Source organism: Nocardia sp. NPDC059195 (assembly GCF_042754695.1).
In the GTDB taxonomy this organism is placed as follows: domain Bacteria; phylum Actinomycetota; class Actinomycetes; order Mycobacteriales; family Mycobacteriaceae; genus Nocardia.
Genome location: NZ_JBHZBG010000001.1, coordinates 216388 through 234309 on the forward strand (window position 1 = coordinate 216388; position 17922 = coordinate 234309).

20 protein-coding genes are annotated in these 17922 nt (G+C 65.9%); 15 read left to right on the top strand and 5 right to left on the bottom strand.

Annotation, left to right across the window (positions count from 1 at the left end; translation table 11 throughout):
• Nucleotides 1-108 precede the first annotated feature (108 nt).
• Nucleotides 109-840: a DsbA family oxidoreductase gene (locus ACFXKN_RS01000; RefSeq protein ID WP_379432100.1), complete on the top strand. Its 732-nt coding sequence runs from the start codon at nt 109-111 to the stop codon at nt 838-840.
• 19 nt (nt 841-859) lie between these two features.
• Here the strand turns inward: ACFXKN_RS01000 and ACFXKN_RS01005 are convergent, their stop codons facing one another.
• Nucleotides 860-1909: a glucose 1-dehydrogenase gene (locus tag ACFXKN_RS01005; protein ID WP_379432101.1), complete on the bottom strand. Its 1050-nt coding sequence runs from the start codon at nt 1907-1909 to the stop codon at nt 860-862.
• A gap of 291 nt (nt 1910-2200) precedes the next feature.
• Between ACFXKN_RS01005 and ACFXKN_RS01010 the strand changes: the two genes are divergently transcribed.
• From ACFXKN_RS01010 to ACFXKN_RS01045, 8 genes are read left to right on the top strand one after another with little or no spacing between them, the layout of a single operon-like run.
• Nucleotides 2201-2989 carry a DUF1460 domain-containing protein gene (locus tag ACFXKN_RS01010; RefSeq protein ID WP_379432102.1) on the top strand — a complete coding sequence of 263 codons (789 nt, stop codon included), beginning with the start codon at nt 2201-2203 and terminating at the stop codon, nt 2987-2989.
• A 19-nt stretch (nt 2990-3008) separates the two neighbouring features.
• Entirely contained in the window at nt 3009-3206 is a 198-nt protein-coding gene (locus ACFXKN_RS01015; protein ID WP_378948787.1) for a hypothetical protein, read from the top strand.
• Between the two features lie 17 nt (nt 3207-3223).
• On the top strand, nt 3224-3769 hold the full coding sequence (locus ACFXKN_RS01020) for a class I SAM-dependent methyltransferase (RefSeq protein ID WP_379432103.1): 546 nt from the start codon (nt 3224-3226) through the stop codon (nt 3767-3769).
• 9 nt (nt 3770-3778) lie between these two features.
• Complete coding sequence (locus tag ACFXKN_RS01025; RefSeq protein ID WP_379432104.1) at nt 3779-4195, top strand: MerR family transcriptional regulator; 417 nt, start codon at nt 3779-3781, stop codon at nt 4193-4195.
• Nucleotides 4196-4224: 29 nt separating this feature from the next.
• Nucleotides 4225-4668 (top strand): helix-turn-helix transcriptional regulator, encoded by a 444-nt coding sequence (locus ACFXKN_RS01030; RefSeq protein WP_378913637.1) that lies wholly within the window; start codon nt 4225-4227, stop codon nt 4666-4668.
• A gap of 10 nt (nt 4669-4678) precedes the next feature.
• The gene (locus ACFXKN_RS01035; protein WP_378948801.1) at nt 4679-5089 is read left to right on the top strand and encodes a VOC family protein; all 411 of its coding nucleotides are present in this window, start codon (nt 4679-4681) and stop codon (nt 5087-5089) included.
• 55 nt (nt 5090-5144) lie between these two features.
• Nucleotides 5145-7526: an ATP-binding cassette domain-containing protein gene (locus ACFXKN_RS01040; protein ID WP_379432105.1), complete on the top strand. Its 2382-nt coding sequence runs from the start codon at nt 5145-5147 to the stop codon at nt 7524-7526.
• 58 nt (nt 7527-7584) lie between these two features.
• Nucleotides 7585-8001, top strand: a complete 417-nt coding sequence (locus tag ACFXKN_RS01045) for a GNAT family N-acetyltransferase (protein ID WP_379432106.1) — start codon at nt 7585-7587, stop codon at nt 7999-8001.
• 43 nt (nt 8002-8044) lie between these two features.
• On the opposite strand, the gene ACFXKN_RS01050 is transcribed toward ACFXKN_RS01045, so the two are convergent.
• Nucleotides 8045-8455 carry a RidA family protein gene (locus ACFXKN_RS01050; protein ID WP_379432107.1) on the bottom strand — a complete coding sequence of 137 codons (411 nt, stop codon included), beginning with the start codon at nt 8453-8455 and terminating at the stop codon, nt 8045-8047.
• A 78-nt stretch (nt 8456-8533) separates the two neighbouring features.
• Between ACFXKN_RS01050 and ACFXKN_RS01055 the strand changes: the two genes are divergently transcribed.
• On the top strand, nt 8534-8932 hold the full coding sequence (locus ACFXKN_RS01055; RefSeq protein ID WP_379432108.1) for a winged helix-turn-helix transcriptional regulator: 399 nt from the start codon (nt 8534-8536) through the stop codon (nt 8930-8932).
• A 67-nt stretch (nt 8933-8999) separates the two neighbouring features.
• Here ACFXKN_RS01055 and ACFXKN_RS01060 read toward each other — a convergent pair whose 3' ends face one another.
• Nucleotides 9000-9917, bottom strand: coding sequence for an aminoglycoside phosphotransferase family protein (locus ACFXKN_RS01060; RefSeq protein WP_379432109.1), 918 nt, complete (start codon nt 9915-9917; stop codon nt 9000-9002).
• 47 nt (nt 9918-9964) lie between these two features.
• Here ACFXKN_RS01060 and ACFXKN_RS01065 point away from each other — a divergent pair, with 47 nt between their 5' ends.
• Nucleotides 9965-10294: a carbonic anhydrase family protein gene (locus tag ACFXKN_RS01065; RefSeq protein WP_379432253.1), complete on the top strand. Its 330-nt coding sequence runs from the start codon at nt 9965-9967 to the stop codon at nt 10292-10294.
• Between the two features lie 40 nt (nt 10295-10334).
• Here the strand turns inward: ACFXKN_RS01065 and ACFXKN_RS01070 are convergent, their stop codons facing one another.
• Complete coding sequence (locus ACFXKN_RS01070) at nt 10335-10934, bottom strand: TetR/AcrR family transcriptional regulator (RefSeq protein WP_379432110.1); 600 nt, start codon at nt 10932-10934, stop codon at nt 10335-10337.
• A 78-nt stretch (nt 10935-11012) separates the two neighbouring features.
• On the opposite strand from ACFXKN_RS01070, the gene ACFXKN_RS01075 reads away from it, so the two are divergent.
• Together ACFXKN_RS01075 and ACFXKN_RS01080 are read left to right on the top strand one after the other, a co-directional pair.
• On the top strand, nt 11013-12308 hold the full coding sequence (locus ACFXKN_RS01075; protein ID WP_379432111.1) for a DUF3533 domain-containing protein: 1296 nt from the start codon (nt 11013-11015) through the stop codon (nt 12306-12308).
• Nucleotides 12309-12337: 29 nt separating this feature from the next.
• Nucleotides 12338-14152 carry an AMP-dependent synthetase/ligase gene (locus ACFXKN_RS01080; protein WP_378948830.1) on the top strand — a complete coding sequence of 605 codons (1815 nt, stop codon included), beginning with the start codon at nt 12338-12340 and terminating at the stop codon, nt 14150-14152.
• Between the two features lie 724 nt (nt 14153-14876).
• Here ACFXKN_RS01080 and ACFXKN_RS01085 read toward each other — a convergent pair.
• A complete protein-coding gene (locus ACFXKN_RS01085) occupies nt 14877-15233 on the bottom strand; it encodes a hypothetical protein (RefSeq protein WP_378948833.1) in 357 nt (118 codons plus the stop codon).
• A gap of 576 nt (nt 15234-15809) precedes the next feature.
• On the opposite strand from ACFXKN_RS01085, the gene ACFXKN_RS01090 reads away from it, so the two are divergent.
• Complete coding sequence (locus tag ACFXKN_RS01090; RefSeq protein WP_379432112.1) at nt 15810-16547, top strand: glycosyltransferase family 2 protein; 738 nt, start codon at nt 15810-15812, stop codon at nt 16545-16547.
• Nucleotides 16544-17914, top strand: a complete 1371-nt coding sequence (locus tag ACFXKN_RS01095) for a glycosyltransferase (protein WP_379432113.1) — start codon at nt 16544-16546, stop codon at nt 17912-17914. Before ACFXKN_RS01090 ends, ACFXKN_RS01095 begins: the two co-directional genes overlap by 4 nt.
• Nucleotides 17915-17922 lie beyond the last annotated feature (8 nt).

The following is a 17922-nucleotide window of genomic DNA, read 5'->3' on the forward strand; positions in this document are numbered from 1 at the left end:
AGGGAATAGCGGCTTCGTTGCCGGCGTTGCACTCCCCGAATTCGAACGCCTGTCCAGAACTGTCCGGCGGACCGCCGCCGCACCCGAGAAGTGCCGCAGGAGGCCCGCTTGTCCACCACAGTAGAGATCTGGACCGACATCAATTGCCCGTTCTGCTACCTGGGTAAAGCCCGCTTCGAACAAGCGCTTGCCGACTTCGCGCACCGCGACGACGTCGACGTGGTGCACAGGTCCTTCGAACTCGATCCGACGCTGCCCGCCGGTACCACGCGCCCGGTCATTCCGGCGATCGCCGCGAAATACGGCATCACCGTCGACCAGGCCGCCGCCAACGAACGCGGCATCGGCGCCCAAGCCGCGGCGATGGGACTGCCCTACCAAACCTCGGGTCGCGACTCCGGCAACAGCTTCGACATGCACCGGCTCCTGCACTTCGCCCTCGACCAGGGCACACAGGAAGCCATGCTCGACGCGCTCTACGCAGGCAACTTCGCCGAGCCCGAACCCGTCTTCGGCGACACCGAACGTCTCGTGGCGCTGGCCGTTCGCGCGGGCCTGGATGAGACCTCGGCACGCGCTGTACTGGCCGACCCCGACGCCTACGCCGACGCGGTCCGCCGCGACGAAGCCGAAGCCGCCGCGCTCGGCGCCACCGGTGTCCCGTTCTTCGTCTTCGACGGCAAGTACGCGGTCTCGGGCGCTCAGCCTCCCGAAACCTTCACCCGGGCACTGAATACCGCGTGGAACGATCGACCCACCCCCCAGCTCATCGCCGACGGCGACGCCTGTGGCCCCGACGGCTGCGCGGTGCCCACCACCGAATCCGCGACGGCCGACTGAGCACCGCGGACTGACGGAGTCAGGCCAGGTCGATGACGACCTTGATATCGGACCCACCCGGATCGAACGCCTCGATCGCCTTCTCCAGCGGCAGCCGCCGCGTGATCAACCGTTCCAGCCAGGACACGTCCGCTTCGGCCAGCGCCTGCGCGCCTTGCTCGTAGTGGTGTCGGTTCGCGTTCACCGAACCGAACACCAGCGTGTTGCCGAGCACGATATTGCGGTTCAACCCGCCCACATCGACTTCGGTGTCGATACCGGGCGTCGTCACCCCGGTCAGGCAGATGATCACCCCGGGATTGTCGATCTCCATCGCTTGCAACGCCACCGCGGGCGCACCGGTCGCCTCGATCACGATATCGGGCCGGATCGCCGCCGCGGCCGCCGCTGTCGTCCCCGTGTGGAACGTGCCGCCCAACGCGGTGACCAGCTCGTCTTTGATCCCGCCGCGGACGCGGTCGAGGACGTGCACGTCGAGTCCGCGTTGCTGCCCGAGCAAGGCCGCCAACAAGCCGATCGGCCCGGCGCCGGTGACCAGTACCGTGCGCGGATCGAACCAGGCGCGGTTGTTGATCTTCTCGATCTGATCCCACGCTTTGGCGACCACTGTCATCGGCTCCAACAGCACACCGACCTTCTCCAACGCCGGATCGAGCGTGACCGCGAAGTCCTCGCGCACCACCCAGGCCGTCGACCCGTACCCGTCGATCTCCTTGATCCCGCGCTCCACATACAGCCCGTTGCGGCACATGTCCCACTGCCCGCGCGCGCACGCCCCACACGGCACCGGATCCGGCCTGCGCACGATCCCGACGACGAGATCGCCCGGAGCGAACTTGCTGCCCGCTGGCACCGTCTTCACTCGGCCCAGAGATTCGTGGCCGAGCACCATCCGCGACTTGCCCGGGGGCAGCCAGCCGTAGTTGCCCTGCGCGATATCGCGGTCGGTGCCGCAGATGCCCAGCGAGATCCCGTCGACGAGCAACTCGCCGGGGCCGACGTTCGGATCGGGTACGTCCTCCACCAGCAATGATTGCTTCTGCATGGGAACCACGGTCAACGCACGCATTTCGGCATCCCTTCCGCCCGCACGGGCCAACGGTCGACGTCTGCACGAACCACATCCACGACACCCGGGGAGCACCCCATCGCGAACTCGCCGCGAATACGGACCACCTGCGGCAACGGTACGCGAACAACCCATCGATCGGTCGATACGAGACCATTCGCGAACAAGGGGCATCGAGAGGCGAAACGACCATCGCGGCACCAGGTATGTCCGACACTGCGATCGTGTCGGTCGGCTCGGCTACGGTGGACAGCGCTCGCACCGATCGACCCGTGGCCAGCTGGAGGCGTCTTGCGCATCATCGTCCGGATCCTGCTCGTGCTCGCCGCGCTCCTGTGCGCGCTCGCACCGGCCTCGGCCGCCCCGTCCATCGACGACGCCACCGCACGCAAGATCGACGAACTGCTCACGGTGCGCGCCGAATCGGGCAATCTCGGCCGAGGCGAACTCATCGAACGCCTCTCCGCACGCCTGCTCGGCACCCCCTATGGCGCGAATGTGCTGATCGGCTCGGCCACCGAGCCCGAACAACTCGTCGTCGACCTGCGCCGCGTCGACTGCTTCACCTACCTCGACTACATCGACGCCGCCTCCCGCTCCGCCGACCGCGACCAGTTCCTCACCAACCTGATCGCCACCCGTTATGTCGACGGCCGTGTCGAATTCGCCCAGCGCAAGCACTTCTTCACCGACTGGGCCACCCGCGAGCGCCTGGCGGCCACCGACATCACCGCGAGCCTGAGCCCCGCCGCCGTCACCACGACCAAGCATCTCAACGCGAAAGCCGACGGCAGCACCTACCTGCCCGGCGTCCCCGTGGTCGAGCGCGCCGTCACCCATATCCCCTCGGCCGCGGTCGACGGGGGAGTCTCGGGTGCGCTTCGCACGGGCGACTACCTCGGCGCCTACACCCCGGAGGCCGGCCTCGACGTCACCCACGTCGGCTTCATCGTCCAGACCCCCACCGGCCCCGTCTTCCGCAACGCTTCCTCACTCGCCGTGAACAACCAGGTCGTCGATACTCCTTTGACCGACTACCTCCGGACCGTTCCCGGCATCGTCGTCCTGCGCCCGCTCTGACCACCGCCGAGGAATCGCCATGACCACGCTGCCCGACCGCGCGAACACCGCACTGCTCGTCGCCGACGCCCACACCGCCGGCGACAAAACCCGTTGGGGCGCACCGAAACCCGAGGATGTCATCGCCCATACGAACCTGTACTGGCAGTTCCAGCGAGCGCCTGGCCGCACCGCGGCGGTCCGCCCGACCGGAGAGCTTGACTTCAAGTCGACCTGAACACCCACAGTGGTCCCATGACCACCTTCGGATACGAACAGAGCCTCGGCTACGACCGCCGCGCCACCCGACTCCTTACCGGCCTGTACCGCCGGATCGCCACCGACATCGACGCCCGCACCACCGACTCGGCCACCGTCGTCGACCTCGGTACGGGTCCGGGAAAGCTGCTGTCACACTTGGCAGCTCGCCGACCCGACCTGCACCTGCACGGCATCGACCTGTCCCCGCACATGATCGAGATCGCCCGCCGCACGCTCGCCGAGCACACAGTGGAACTGACCGTCGCCGACGTCGGCGACCTGCCCCATCCCGATGCGAGCATCGACCTCGCCGTCTCGAGCGTGAGCATGCACGAATGGCCGGACCTGCCCACCGCCGTCACCGAACTGCGGCGAGTGCTCCGGCCGGGCGGCACCGCCGGGATCTACGATTTCCGCTTCGCCCGAACCCGCGAGATCCGACGCGCCCTCGGTGCGGTCTTCGGCTCGGTCGACACCGAAACAGTCCGTCTCCCATGGCATCCCGTCGCCGTAATCACCTGCTACCGCGTCACCGCATAGGCTCGGCGGATGGCCGAGGAACACACCACGATCGGTGCGGTGGCGGCGCGGTTCGGGCTGGCGACCCACGTCCTGCGCCACTGGGAAGACCGCGGACTGCTCTGTCCACCTCGCGACTCGGCCGGACGCCGCCACTACCGCGGCACCGATATCGACACCATCGCGATGATCGTGCTCGGTAAGAAGGCCGGCTTGTCCCTCGACGATCTCGCCATCCTGTTCACCCGCGCCCCCGACCGCACCACCCGCCGCGAGGTGCTCGAGGCCCACCGTGACCGCCTCACCGACAAGATCGCCCGCACCCGCGCCGCCCTCGATGCCGTCACCCACGTCCTCGAGTGTGATGCCGAGGACTTCCGCACCTGCCCCCACTTCCGCGCCGAACTCGCCGGAGTCCTCGACACCCGCCGCGGTCACCTGTCCTGAATACCGCCCGACATGGGACGATCGCGGATATGACCGGCACACCCGCGAAACCACAGCACCTGCGCGACCTCGCGCTGCTGCGTCGTGTGCGCGACCGCATCGACCGCGAATACGCCCAGCCGCTCGACGTCGAAGCGCTCGCCCGCGGCGTACACATGTCGGCCGGACACCTCAGCCGCCAGTTCCGTCTCGCCTATGGCGAATCGCCGTATTCCTACCTGATGACCCGCCGCATCGAACGCGCCATGGCGCTGCTGCGTCGCGGCGACCTGAGTGTCACCGAGGTGTGTTTCGCGGTCGGATCGTCCTCGCTGGGAACTTTCAGCACCCGCTTCACCGAACTCGTCGGCGTGCCGCCCAGCGTCTACAAACAGCAGCAGGACGAACAAACCGCGGGTATGCCGTCGTGCGTGGTCAAGAAGGTGACCAGACCGATCAGGAATCGAGAAGCTTCGGCTCCGACCGGCAATTAGCGTGGTCGGCATGAACCTCACCATTCACCAGACCTACCTGCCGCAGGACGACCCCGACGCCGCCCTCGCGTTCTACCGCGACGCGCTCGGCTTCGAGGTGCGCAACGATGTCGGTTACAACGGGATGCGGTGGATCACCGTCGGCCCCGCGGGCCAGCCCGATACCTCCATCGTGCTGCATCCGCCCGCCGCCGACCCCGGCATCACCGACGAGGAACGCCGCGTCATCGGCGAGATGATGGCCAAAGGCACCTACGCCGCCATCAACCTCGCCACCGAAGACCTCGACGGCCTGTTCGAAAAACTGCAGGCAGGCGAGATCGAGGTCGTCCAGGAACCCACCGATCAGCCCTACGGCATCCGCGACTGCGCCTTCCGTGACCCCGCCGGAAATATGGTCCGAATCCAGCAGGCCAAGTAAGCCACCACGCCGGTAGATTCGATATTCGGCGATGTCGACTGATCGAGGGAGACCCATGAGCACGGCCAAGAAGACCGGCACCACCATAGAGCCGGCCGACAGCCACGATTTGATCCGCGTGCACGGCGCGCGCGTCAACAACCTGCGCGATGTGAGCATCGAGATTCCCAAGCGCAGGCTGACGGTCTTCACCGGCGTTTCCGGATCCGGCAAGAGCTCCCTGGTCTTCGGCACCATCGCCGCCGAATCACAGCGCCTGATCAACGAGACCTACAGCGCGTTCGTGCAGGGCTTCATGCCCAGCCAATCGCGCCCCGACGTCGACGTGCTCGAGGGACTGACCACCGCCATCCTGGTCGATCAGTCCCGCCTCGGCGCGAACCCACGCTCCACCGTCGGCACCGTCACCGACGCCAACGCGATGCTGCGAATCCTGTTCAGCCGCCTCGGCGACCCGCACATCGGGTCCTCGCAGGCGTTCTCCTTCAACGTCGCCTCGATCAGCGGCGCCGGTGCGGTCGAAGTCGAGAAGCACGGTGTCACCGTCAAGGAACGCCGCAGCTTCTCCGTCACCGGCGGCATGTGTCCCACCTGTGAAGGCAAGGGCCACGTCAACGACATCGACCTCACCCAGCTCTACGACGAGAACAAGTCACTCGACGAGGGCCCGTTCACGATCCCCGGTTACAGCATGGACGGGTGGATGGGCCGAATCTACAAGGGCAGCGGCTTCTTCGACCCCGCCAAGCCGATCAAGAAGTACACCAAGAAACAGCTCGCCGACCTGCTCTACAAGGAACCGACCAAGGTCAAGGTCGAAGGGATCAATCTCACCTATGAGGGTCTGATCCCCAAGATCCGCAAGTCGATGCTGTCCAAGGATGTCGAAGCGCTGCAGCCGCATGTGCGCGCCTTCGTCGAACGCGCCGTCACGTTCGGCACCTGCCCGGACTGCGACGGCACCCGGCTCTCGGCCGAGGCCCGCTCGTCGAAGATCAACGGCATCAGCATCGCCGACGCCTGCGCCATGCAGATCACCGATCTCGCCGATTGGGTCAAGGAGGTCGACGACCCGTCGGTGGCGCCACTGCTGGAATCGCTGCGCCAAACCCTGGACTCGTTCGTCGAGATCGGCCTGGGCTACCTGTCGCTGTCGCGCTCCTCGGGCACCCTGTCCGGCGGTGAAGCGCAGCGCGTCAAGATGATTCGCCACCTCGGCTCCTCCCTCACCGACGTCACCTACGTCTTCGACGAGCCCACCGCGGGCCTGCACCCGCACGACATCCAGCGGATGAACGGGCTGCTGCTGCGCCTGCGCGACAAGGGCAACACCGTGCTCGTCGTCGAGCACAAGCCGGAAACGATCGTGATCGCCGACCACATCGTCGACCTCGGGCCCGCCGCGGGCTCCAAGGGCGGCACTATCTGCTTCGAAGGCACCGTCGACGGGCTGCGCGCCAGCGACACCGTCACCGGCCGTCACTTCGACGACCGCACCTCGGTGAAGGATTCGGTGCGAAAGTCCGACAGCGCCTTGGAGATTCGCGGCGCCACCGCCAACAACCTCGACAAAGTCGATGTCGACATCCCGCTGGGCATCCTGGTCGCGATCACCGGTGTCGCGGGCTCGGGCAAGAGCTCGCTGGTCCACGGCTCGATCCCGATCGACGAAGGCGTCATCAACATCGACCAGGCACCGATCAAGGGCTCGCGGCGCAGCAACCCCGCCACCTACACCGGCCTGCTCGACCACATCCGCAAAGCGTTCGCCAAGGCCACCGGCGCCAAACCCGCCCTGTTCAGCGCCAATTCCGAAGGTGCCTGCCCGAACTGCAACGGTGCGGGCGTGGTCTACACCGACCTGGCGATGATGGCGGGCGTCTCGACCATGTGCGAGGTGTGCGAGGGCAAACGCTTCATGGCCGAAGTCCTCGAGTACACCTTCGCAGGCAAGAACATCAGCGAAGTGCTCTCCATGCCTGTCGACGAGGCCCGCGAGTTCTTCGGCGAAGGCGAGGCCCGCACCCCCGCCGCCCACAAGATCCTCACCCACCTCACCGAGGTCGGCCTCGGCTACCTGACCATCGGCCAGCCACTGACCACCCTGTCCGGCGGCGAACGTCAGCGGCTCAAGCTCGCTACCCACATGTCCGACAAGGGCGGCGTCTATATCCTCGACGAACCGACCACCGGCCTGCACCTGGCCGATGTCGAACAACTCCTCGGCCTGCTCGACCGCCTCGTCGAATCCGGCAAGTCCGTCATCGTCGTCGAACACCACCAGGCCGTCATGGCTCACGCCGACTGGATCATCGACCTCGGCCCCGGCGCGGGCCACGACGGCGGCCACATCGTCTTCGAGGGCACACCCGCCGACCTCGTCGAGGCACGCTCCACCCTCACCGGCGAACACCTCGCCACCTACGTGGGCGCCTGAGAAACGTTCGGCCGGGCTCGTTCGGGGCCCGGCCGAACGACCGACATAATCTTGACCGATGCCCGAGATCTCCACCGATCCCGCCGCCGTCGACCTCGACTGGCTCCACCACCGCCTTTCCAGCGACGCGTACTGGGCCCTCGGCCGCAGCCGCGAGCGTGTCGAGCGCCTCGTCGCGAACTCCCTGCCTTACAGCGTGTTCCACGATGGCTCCCAGATCGCCTTCGCCCGCCTGGTCACCGACCGCACCACCTTCGCCTGGCTCTCCGACGTCTACGTCGACCGTCGCGAGCGAGGAAAGGGCATCGGCAAACTCCTTCTCGACCGCATCATGGCCGACGCGGACGAGTGGGGCATGCGCCGCATGGTGCTGGCAACCGGCGACGCTCACGACCTATACCGCCGCTACGGCTTCACACCCCACCCCGAACCGGACCAGTGGATGGAAAAGAACTGGCCGGCCAACCCCGCCTGAATCGCCAGCTGATGCTGTTCTGAGACCTTGCCCGAGGGAGTGGTCAGTCGAGGACGGCGTAGGCCTCCACCTCGACGAGGACGTCCGGTTCGAACAGGCTGTCGACGCCGATGGCAGACAGCGGGGGAAGCGGATCGGGCAGGGCGAGTTCCGCGGCAACCTGGTTGATGCCGTCGAGGAAGTCGGCGTATTTGTCAGGGGTCCAGTTGGTGACGAAGATCCTGAGCCGGACGACGTCGGCGAAGGTGGCGCCCGCCCCGGCCAAACCGAGGGCGGTGTTGCGCAGGGCATGGGCGAACTGGCCCGCGAGGTCGCCGGTGGCTACCGGGTGGCCGTCGGCGTCACGGGCGATCTGACCGGCGACGTGGATGTGGCGGGTCCCGGTGCTGATCGAAACATGGTGGTACGGAACAGGACCGAACATGTTCGGTGGCGTGATGAGCTGCACGGACACGGCAATTCCCTTCGTGATCTGACTAGGTTTCCCATGTATACGTGGTATTCGAAGGGCACTTCAACGAGACTAGGTGTCATGCAGGAAACCGACGATGCTCCTCAGCTCACCTCCCAGCACCGTGAGCTGCTCGACCAGATGCTCGACAAGTGGTCGCTGCAGATCATGGAGGCGCTGTGCGAACAGCCGTTGCGGTTCAACGAGCTCCGCCGGGCGATACCGGTGGTGACGCAGAAATCACTCACCTCGGCACTGCGACGGCTCGAGCGCAACGGGATGGTCGAACGAGTGGTCACCCACACCCGGCCCATCGCCGTCGAATACCGCATCTCGCCGATCGGTCGAACATTGCAGGGACTCATCGACGCGCTACTGGGCTGGACCACCGCCAACTTGCCCGAGGTCGAACAGGCGCGTGCGCAGTTCGATGATCAACAGCACGACGACACTGCGATAGCGGGAACCGCGGCTCCGTAAAACGCCCTCGCTCGACCGGAGCCTCTTGGTGCGCGCGGACGTTGTCAACCGCAGCGATCCGCCTGCGCTATGTCGCGCCGCCCACGTCCAGCATCTCGGCCAGCTGGTCGGTCGCTTGGATCAGCCAGCCGGGATCGCCGTGGCGACGGCCCCACAGCGCCGCCTTGACCGCGCGCACTTGCGCCCATCGACGAGCACGAGCACGGTCGATCCCTGCTGCCTCGCAATACAAATCCAGTCCGCGACGAATACCGGCGGCCGGATCAGGTGCGAACAGCAGAGGTACGAACCGGTAGCTGCGGAGAACGGTGATCGTGTCGTACGCAGGGTCGCCGACATATCCCTTGGGGTCGATCGCGAGCCACGGCTCACGTTCTCCCGCCAGGACATTCGCATCATGGAGGTCACCGTGGACGAGCGTCTGGGGCTGATCTGGACCGAGGTCGCGCAAGGTCTCGGCGACAGCATCCAGAACGCGTCGGGGGAGTGGATCACCCAGTTCGGCAGCGGTCGTGCGGATCTCGTCCGGCCAGTCGGCAACCAGGTCGCTCAAGCGCGGCAGCCCGATCGGGGCGTCGATGGCCAGGCGATGGGACAGTTTCCCGAGTACGCCGACAGCCTCGTCGAAGTCGGGGATATCGGCCAGGGTGCCGCGTCCTGTCCGCTCGAGCAGCATCGCGAACCGTTCGTCATCGCGTTCGAACAACCGCACCGCACCTCGCCCATTCCAGGCGGCGAACGCGTCGGGCTCGAACACATTGCCCGGGTGCGGAAAAGAGATCTTGACGACCGCAGGCGGCAGGTCCTGGTGCCGCACCGGTAGGACAATCCCGACGTTGCCGTGCATGACCGGCCCCTCCGGGGTACACGACCACCGTTGCAATAACTCATCCGCCAGGCCGGGAAGTGCCTCGATCCAGGCCCGCCCGGGTTCCCCTTCGCGACTGACTGTTTCGCGGGCGAAAACCTCTGGAATGTCGATCATGATTCGACCCTAGGTGCGTTCGGCAGGTCGCGGCGACTGCCGATGTGATGTATCTCGCCGCCGTCCTCCTGCACGCGCAAACCGATCCCACCCCGCTGAGCCGAATACTCACCGCCACGCCGAACCGCTCCGGCCTCACCCGCACTGTCACCACCGTCGACCCGCACGAATTCCTCCCTGCCGACCTCGCCCAATTCCGCTACCAGGGCTCCCTGACCACGCGTCCGTGCACTGAAGGCGTGGAGTGGATCGTGCTGCGCCACCCCGCCCCGGTCGCCGTCGCCGTCGTCGACAACTACCGTGCTCTGTTCCCACACAGCAACCGGCCGACCCAGCCGCTCAACGGCCGCCCGGTAGTCCTCGCCGGATCCAACTGACCAACCGGTCACTCCATCCGCACGGCGCCTTCGGCGATCGTCAGCTGGGGGAGGACCGGGGGAGTAGGCCCAGGGTGAGATGCCGGACCAGGTCGTCGAGTAGTTGCTCGGAGTCGTAGTCGGCGGTGTAGCCGGAACCGACGAAGGTGGCCAGGCCCTGGAGGGCGGCCAGGGCGGTGACACCCAGGCGTTTCGGGTCGCCTTCGACGATCTCGCCGCCGGCCTGACCTTCGGCGATGAGGGAGATCGGGACCGCGAAGGCCCGGTCGACGGCCTGCTGGATGTCGGCGGAGGTGGAGTTGTTTCGGCGCGCGAACATCAGCGGCAGGAGCTCGAGGTTGTCGACGGCGAAACGTAGGTAGGCGTAGGCGACCGTCTGCAGGCGTGCCGTGATCGATCCATCGATCACGGCCTGTTCGAAGCAGGCGCCGAGACGTTCCAGGCCGGTGACGGCGAGTGCATCCAGTAGTGCCTGCTTGTCGCGGAAATGCCGACTCGGCGCCGCGTGACTGACACCGGTGTCTCGGGCCAGCTGGCGTAGCGAAAGCCCATCCACGCCGGACTCGCGCAGCGTCGCCTCGGCGCGCGTCAGCAGCGCGGCGCGGAGGTCTCCGTGGTGGTAGGGGGTGTGCAGGGACATGGTACGAGCAGGATATCCGACAATCACTCAATGTTTGCGTTGACTACTTTGTTGTCGCTGACTACATTGACGAAGGCCATGACTGACAACACCGCGCCCACCCGCAAGCAGCGCAGCATGCCGATCCGCGAATGGCTGGCCCCGATCACCCTGGTCACCATCCTGGCGGCGCTGCTGGGCACCATGTACCTCGGCTACACCGCCGACCCCGAGAAGCACCTGCACGACTTCCCGATCGCCCTGGTCAACCAGGACGTCGGCGACACCGTCAGCGGAAAGCCCAGCAACATCGGTGAGCAGATCGCCTCGGCACTGAGCGACAACATCCCCGCCGACAAAATCGACCTGCGCCCACTCGGCATCAACGAAGCCCAGCGACAGCTGCAAAACGGCGAGGTCTACGGCGCCATCGTCATCCCCGGCGACTTCACCAAACGCGTCGCCATCCTCGGCGCCGCCTCGATCGTCCCGGGCGAGGTCGAACAGCCGATCATCTCCGTGCTCACCAATCCGCGGGCGGGCACGCTCGCCGCGCAGATCATGAACACCGTCGCCGACCAAGCCATGACACAGGTGAACAGCACCGTCGGCGCCCAACTCGCCGAGCAGGTCAGCGCAGCGGCAGGCACCACACCACTCAGCGGCGCGGCCCGACTGCAACTCAGCGAGCCGATCGACATCGTGGTCACCGCCTATCACCCGCTGCCCGAAGGCACCGGCCAAGGCTTGGCGGCGTTCTTCTACACCCTGGTCCTGCTGATCGTCGGATTCAGCGGCGCGATGATGATCAATTCGCTGGTCGACGCCTCACTCGGCTACATCCCCGCCGAATACGGCCCCTGGCACAAGACCACCTCGCCGGCCCCGATCAGCCGGTGGCGCACCCTGCTCGTCAAATGGGGGATCGCCGCCATCAGCGCCCCACTGGCATCCGGTGTGTTCCTCGCTGTCGGCACCCTGCTGAACATGGCCATCGAGCGGCCACTGATGCTGTTTCTCTATGGCACACTGGCGATCGCCGCCATCGCGGTCACCGCCCTGTCGGTGATGGCCGCCTTCGGCACGGCAGGCCTGATGATCAACCTCATCGTGTTCGTGGTGCTCGGCATCCCGTCGTCCTCGGGCACCATCCCGCTCGAGGCGACACCGCGCTGGATCGCCGACATGGCCACCTTCGAACCCATGCATCAGATCTACCTGGCCGTGCGCGCCATCCTGTTCTTCGACGGACATCTCGAAGCCGGTATGGCACAGGGTCTGTGGATGACCCTCGCCGGACTCGCGGTCGGCCTGGTCCTCGGTGCGGTCGCCACCAACGCCTACGACCTGCGCGGAATGCTGCGTCTGGGCATCGAGCACGCGCCCGCGCAGTAACTGATCAACCCACGTGGAAGGCCCCTGTGATGCATGAGTTCGAAGCCCCGGCTTCCTACACGATTCCAGAACACACGAACAATTCCGACAGTGTGTTCCTGCACGCCGAGAACTCGCCCCGCACGGTGCTGTTCAACGTCTCGAACGGCAGCGGCGGCCTCACCGACGTCACCGCGGCCGAGTTCGCGCGAACGGTCACCGACGTGGCCAAGGGCCTCATCGCCACGGGCATCGAACCGGGCGACCGAGTGGCCATCATGGCACCCACCCGCTACGAGTGGGTCGTACTCGACCACGCGATCTGGGCCACCGGCGGCTGCACCGTCGCCATCTACGACAGCTCCGCCGCCGAACAGGCCAAATGGATCCTGCAGGACTCCGCGACGAAACTGCTGATTGTCGACAGCGACAAACACCGCCGGATCATCGAGGAGATCGACGCAGGCGCACTGCCCGAACTGCGCGAAATCCTGCAGATCGACAAAGGCATCGTCGAGGAATTGACCACTCGCGGTACCCAGCTCGACGACCACACCGTCCACACCCGCCGCGCAGAGGTCGGCGCGACCTCCCCGGCGACCCTGATCTACACCTCCGGCACCACCGGCCGACCCAAAGGCGTGATCCTCACGCACGGGAACCTCTACGCCGAGTCGAAATCCGACCGTATCGCCCTGGGCGAGTTCGTCACCCAGGGCAATAAGACACTGATGTTCCTGCCGCTCGCCCACGTCTTCGCGCGTGCGGTGACACTGGCCGCGCTCGATGCCAAGGTGGTCGTCGCGTTCAGTTCCGACTGGTCCACGCTCGTCGACCAGTTCGGCAGTTACCGCCCGCACTTCATCCTCGCGGTGCCGCGCGTGTTCGAAAAGGTCTTCAACGGCGCGAAGCAGAAGGCGCACGCCGACGGCAAGGGCAAGATCTTCGACCTCGCCACCGAAACCGCCATCGCCTGGAGCGAATCGCTGGACGCCGGCGGCCCCGGTGTCGTGCTCACACTGCGCCACGCCCTGTTCGACAAACTCGTGTATCGCACGCTGCGCCGCGCGCTCGGCGGACGATGCGAGGCGGCCGTGTCCGGTGGCGGACCACTCGGCGCGCGGCTCGGTCACTTCTTCCGCGGTGTCGGCATCCCGATCTACGAGGGCTACGGACTCACCGAGACCACCGCCGCGATCACCGTGAACACCCCGACGAATACCCGGGTCGGCACCGTCGGCCGCCCGACCGAAGGCCACGCCGTCAAGATCGCCGACGACGGCGAGTTGCTGCTGCGCGGCCCGGTCGTCTTCCACGAGTACTGGGGCAACCCCCAGGCCACCGAGGACGCCTTCGCCGACAGCTGGTTCGAGACCGGCGATCTCGGCACCATCGACCGCGACGGCTACCTCACCATCACCGGCCGGAAGAAGGAAATCCTCGTCACCGCGGGCGGAAAGAACATCTCCCCGGGACTGATGGAGGATTCGCTGCGCGGCCACCCGCTGATCAGCCAGGCGATGGTCGTCGGCGACGGCCGCCCGTTCGTCGGAGCCCTGATCACCCTCGACCCCGAAGTACTCCCGGCATGGAAGCAAAGCCATCACCTGCCCGCCGACACCTCGAACGAGGCCCTGATCGAGAACCCCGATCTCGCCGCGGAGATCGATGCGGCGGTCGCGGACACCAACAAGCAGGTGTCACATGCCGAGGCGATCAAGAAGATCCGCATCCTGCCGGTCGACTGGACCGAGGCAACCGGCGAACTGACGCCCAAGATGTCGCTCAAGCGCTCAGCGGTCATGAAGAAGTACGCCGCCGAGGTCGACAAGATCTACGACCCCGCCACGGAAAGTAGTCACTGACACCGCAATCACTGCCGCCGTCTGTTACGTCTAACCAATTACCGCGCATCGCACCGAATCGACCCCTCGAGTTCGTATTCTCACCAGGACCGCGCCCGGCGTGCGGCACTGGAACAGGGGTTGAACACAGCAGATGGCTATATCTGACGTCGATGCGTACACACATCTCTCGCCAACCGACATCGAAGAGTTCGGGCAGCGCCTGGACGCGTTGCGCGGGCGGATCGAATCCAGCTTGGGCGAGCGCGACGCGAAATACCGTCGCGCACCGCATCTTTGCGATGCGTGCGCCAGCCGGGAAACATTCCATAGTTTCGTCACTGTGACGAATTAAGCCTGGGCAAGTGGACGGGGGAGTGCCACCCTTCGGGTGGCCGGATCGGTTTCCGCGGATATGGAGCCCGGATCGGCCGATTAGCACATTCAGCACGAACGGTCATTAATCGGTCAACCTGAGAAATAACCCGGATTTTCGTCAATTTTCATCCCGGGCCCCGAAATGCCATGAATAACAAGCGCCGCGAAATGCCAGCGCACACAGAACGGCAATGCGGGCAGGTGAACACCGAGTGCCTTTCAGCGCGCGATACAACTCAGCGCACGCCGCACGCGCATCCGCAAAACCCCTCCCGACCGGCCGCCTTCAAACGCCGATAATGCACATTATGTCAAGTAAACCCCCTGCATGCAGGAAGCGTGACATCAGAGATTGGTGATTGATCGGTCAGCGTTGGGGTGTCAGCGTGATGGCGCCGATCACGACTCCACCCAAATACGCCGGGCCCTGGTACCCACCATGTCCGTCGCTGATCAGTACGACTCGATGGCCGGGAAACAGATCCACGTAGCCGCCGTCGGGCGTCGAATGAATTGGATACCGCCCTATCAAGACCAGGTCCCCGCCCTCGACGCGCGCGTCGCGTTCCAGGAGCACGATGCCTGACAACCACGTCGTGGACGTGTAGGCACCGGGTTCGACGTCGGCGAATGCTTGACCGACCGTGCCAAAGATCGTGGCGGCACCCACGGCCACGGCGATCGCAGCAGTCCGGACTATCGCTGGTCTGGCGCGTATGGACATCGCCAACTCCTGTCGCCTCGGGTTACCAACTCTACGCCTGTCAACTCCGGCTGATCCGGCCGAAAATGATACGCGCCGTCCAGGCACTCGAATCGGACATCTCCCCCGGCATCATCACTGTCGTCGCCGACGAGCCTGCCGCCAGTCACTGACCACGGCGCCGTTGCACCGGGCTCGCGCCCGGCGAAAGAGGTTCGTCCTCAGCCTGTTCGGCGAGGGCGATCGTCACGCGGTCCACTCGGGTCGAGCCAGTGTAACGTTCGTCACCGTTGTTGCGACAATTCATTCAGCACACACCGTCCCAGACCCCGCCGGTGCTCTCGACCACCTCACCGCGGGAAGGGTAAGTGGAGATGGCTCAAGAATTCTCCCGAATGCGCCAAGAGCGCCCGCGCTGCCATCGCAGCGGCAACCACGGTGAGCACTCACCGCCACTGAACTGATAGCCGATACTTCGCATTCTGCAGCCTTGCCGCACCGTGCACATTTCGCACGGAACGGCGTCAGATTTGCTTTCAGTACTTTTTGCTTCGGCCGCCGTTGTGATGACCGGCGTCCTCAGATGAGGTGTGTCCCATGTTTGAGAAAACTGCTGTCAGCCTGGTTATTCCAGCGCGCAATGAAGCACGCAATATCGCGTGGGTGCTGGACCAGATTCCGGACAGCATTACCGAAGTCATCCTTGTCGACGGCTCGACGGACGCGACCCTGATCACCGCCCGCAGCTCCCGGCCCGATATCAAGGTGGTGCCGCAGCAGGGCCTCGGAAAGGGTTGCGCGCTGCGCGCCGGATTTCTCGCCGCGACAGGCGATGTGATCGTGATGATGGACGCCGATGGCAGTATGTCGCCGCAGGAGATCTCGCATTACGTGCACTTCCTGGAGAACGGCTACGACTTCGTCAAGGGATCGCGTTTCATCGGCGGCGGCGGTTCGCTCGACATCACCCGGATCCGGCGTTGGGGTAACCGGTTCCTGCTGACGGTGTTCAACGCGATCTATCACACGCGCCTCACCGATTTGTGCTACGGGTATTGCGCGTTTCATCGGCGCTATCTCGAGCATCTGAATCTGTGCGCGACCGGCTTCGAGATCGAGGCCGAGATGACAGTGCGCGCGATGCAGGCGGGTTTGCGGATCGCGGAGGTGCCCAGCCTGGAGTTACCGCGGCGGGCAGGCCAGTCCAACCTGCGCGCGATCCACGACGGAACCCGGGTCCTGCGGACCGTGGTGCGTGGTCATCGGATGGGGTCTGTGCGGGCGGCTGAACCGGTGCCGAATACACCTCCCGGCATCGCGATGGGATCGTCATGATCGCCGTGACCAGGTACCTGAAGCCGCACCGGGAATTCAAGGAGACGGGTGCGGCGCGTGCGCTCGAGCAGACCGATCTGCCGATCGGGCGGATCGATGTCGAGCTGAGCTTGCCGGAGAGCGAACTCGTGCTCGCGGATCCGTCGGTGCGGCCGGCGAAGATCCTGGCGCTGCTGCGGTTGCACGGGCACCCCGTCGGGATCGCGGTGCTGGATGGGCGGCTCGGCCTGTCCTGGCACAGGCATGCTCCGACGGTCTGGACGGCGGTCGGCGACGCCGTCAACGCGCACCTGGCCGCGGACGGGCTGCCCCGAGCGGAGTGCCTCGCCGAGGTGGCGCGCGAGCCGGTGGTGTCGGCGCAGTGTCTGCGCTGGCATGAGGAGCTGCTGCTGCACGCTCCCGTGATCAGCGTCGTCGTCGCCACCAGGGATCGGCCGGACAGTGTGTGCGAGTGCCTGGACGCGCTGTTGCGGATGGAGTATCCGGCTTTTGAGATCGTCGTCGTCGACAACGACCCGACCACCGAGGAGACCGCCACGGCGATCTCGCGGCGTTTCGGTGGCCGCGTGCGGTATGTCCGCGAGAACCAGCGCGGTCTTGCGGCGGCACATAATCGGGGACTGTCCGCGGCCCGCGGCGAGATCGTGGCCTTCGTCGACGACGATGTGGTGGTCGACCGGCATTGGCTGACCGGGATCGCCGAAGGCTTCGCTTCCGGACCCGACGTCGCCTGCGTCACCGGCCTGATCCTGCCCGCCCAACTCGAAACGCCTGCGCAGCTGTTGCTCGAGCAACACGGCGGGTTCGACAAAGGCTTCGAACTGCACGTCTTCGACACCAGCCGGAACCGGCCCGCGGATCCGTTGTTCCCGTTCACCGCGGGCCGGTTCGGTTCCGGCGCCAATATGGCGTTCGATACCGCGGTCTTGCGCGGACTCGGCGGGTTCGACCCGGCGATCGGGGCCGGCACGTTCGCGCGTGGCGGTGACGATCTGGCCGGGTTCTTCCGTGTTGTCGTCGCTGGACATCAGCTGGTGTACCAGCCCAGCGCGGTGGTGTGGCATCGCCACCACCGGGATATGGCAGCGCTGCGCAATCAGGCCTACGGCTATGGCGTCGGGCTCGGTGCGTTCCTGACCAGTGCGCTGGTCCACGAGCCCGCGATGGTCGCCGGGCTGGTGCGGCGATTGCCTCGCGGGCTCGGGTACACCTTCGGCGCGGCCTCGGATCGCAATCGTGGCCGCTACGACGGACTGCCCGGCGATCTGGCGAGGCTCGAGAAGCGCGGCGTGTTGTTCGGGCCCGTGGCGTACGTGGTCAGCCGGTGGCGCACCTACAGGGCGAGCAGTCCGGGTGGTCGGCAGTGAGTGTCGGG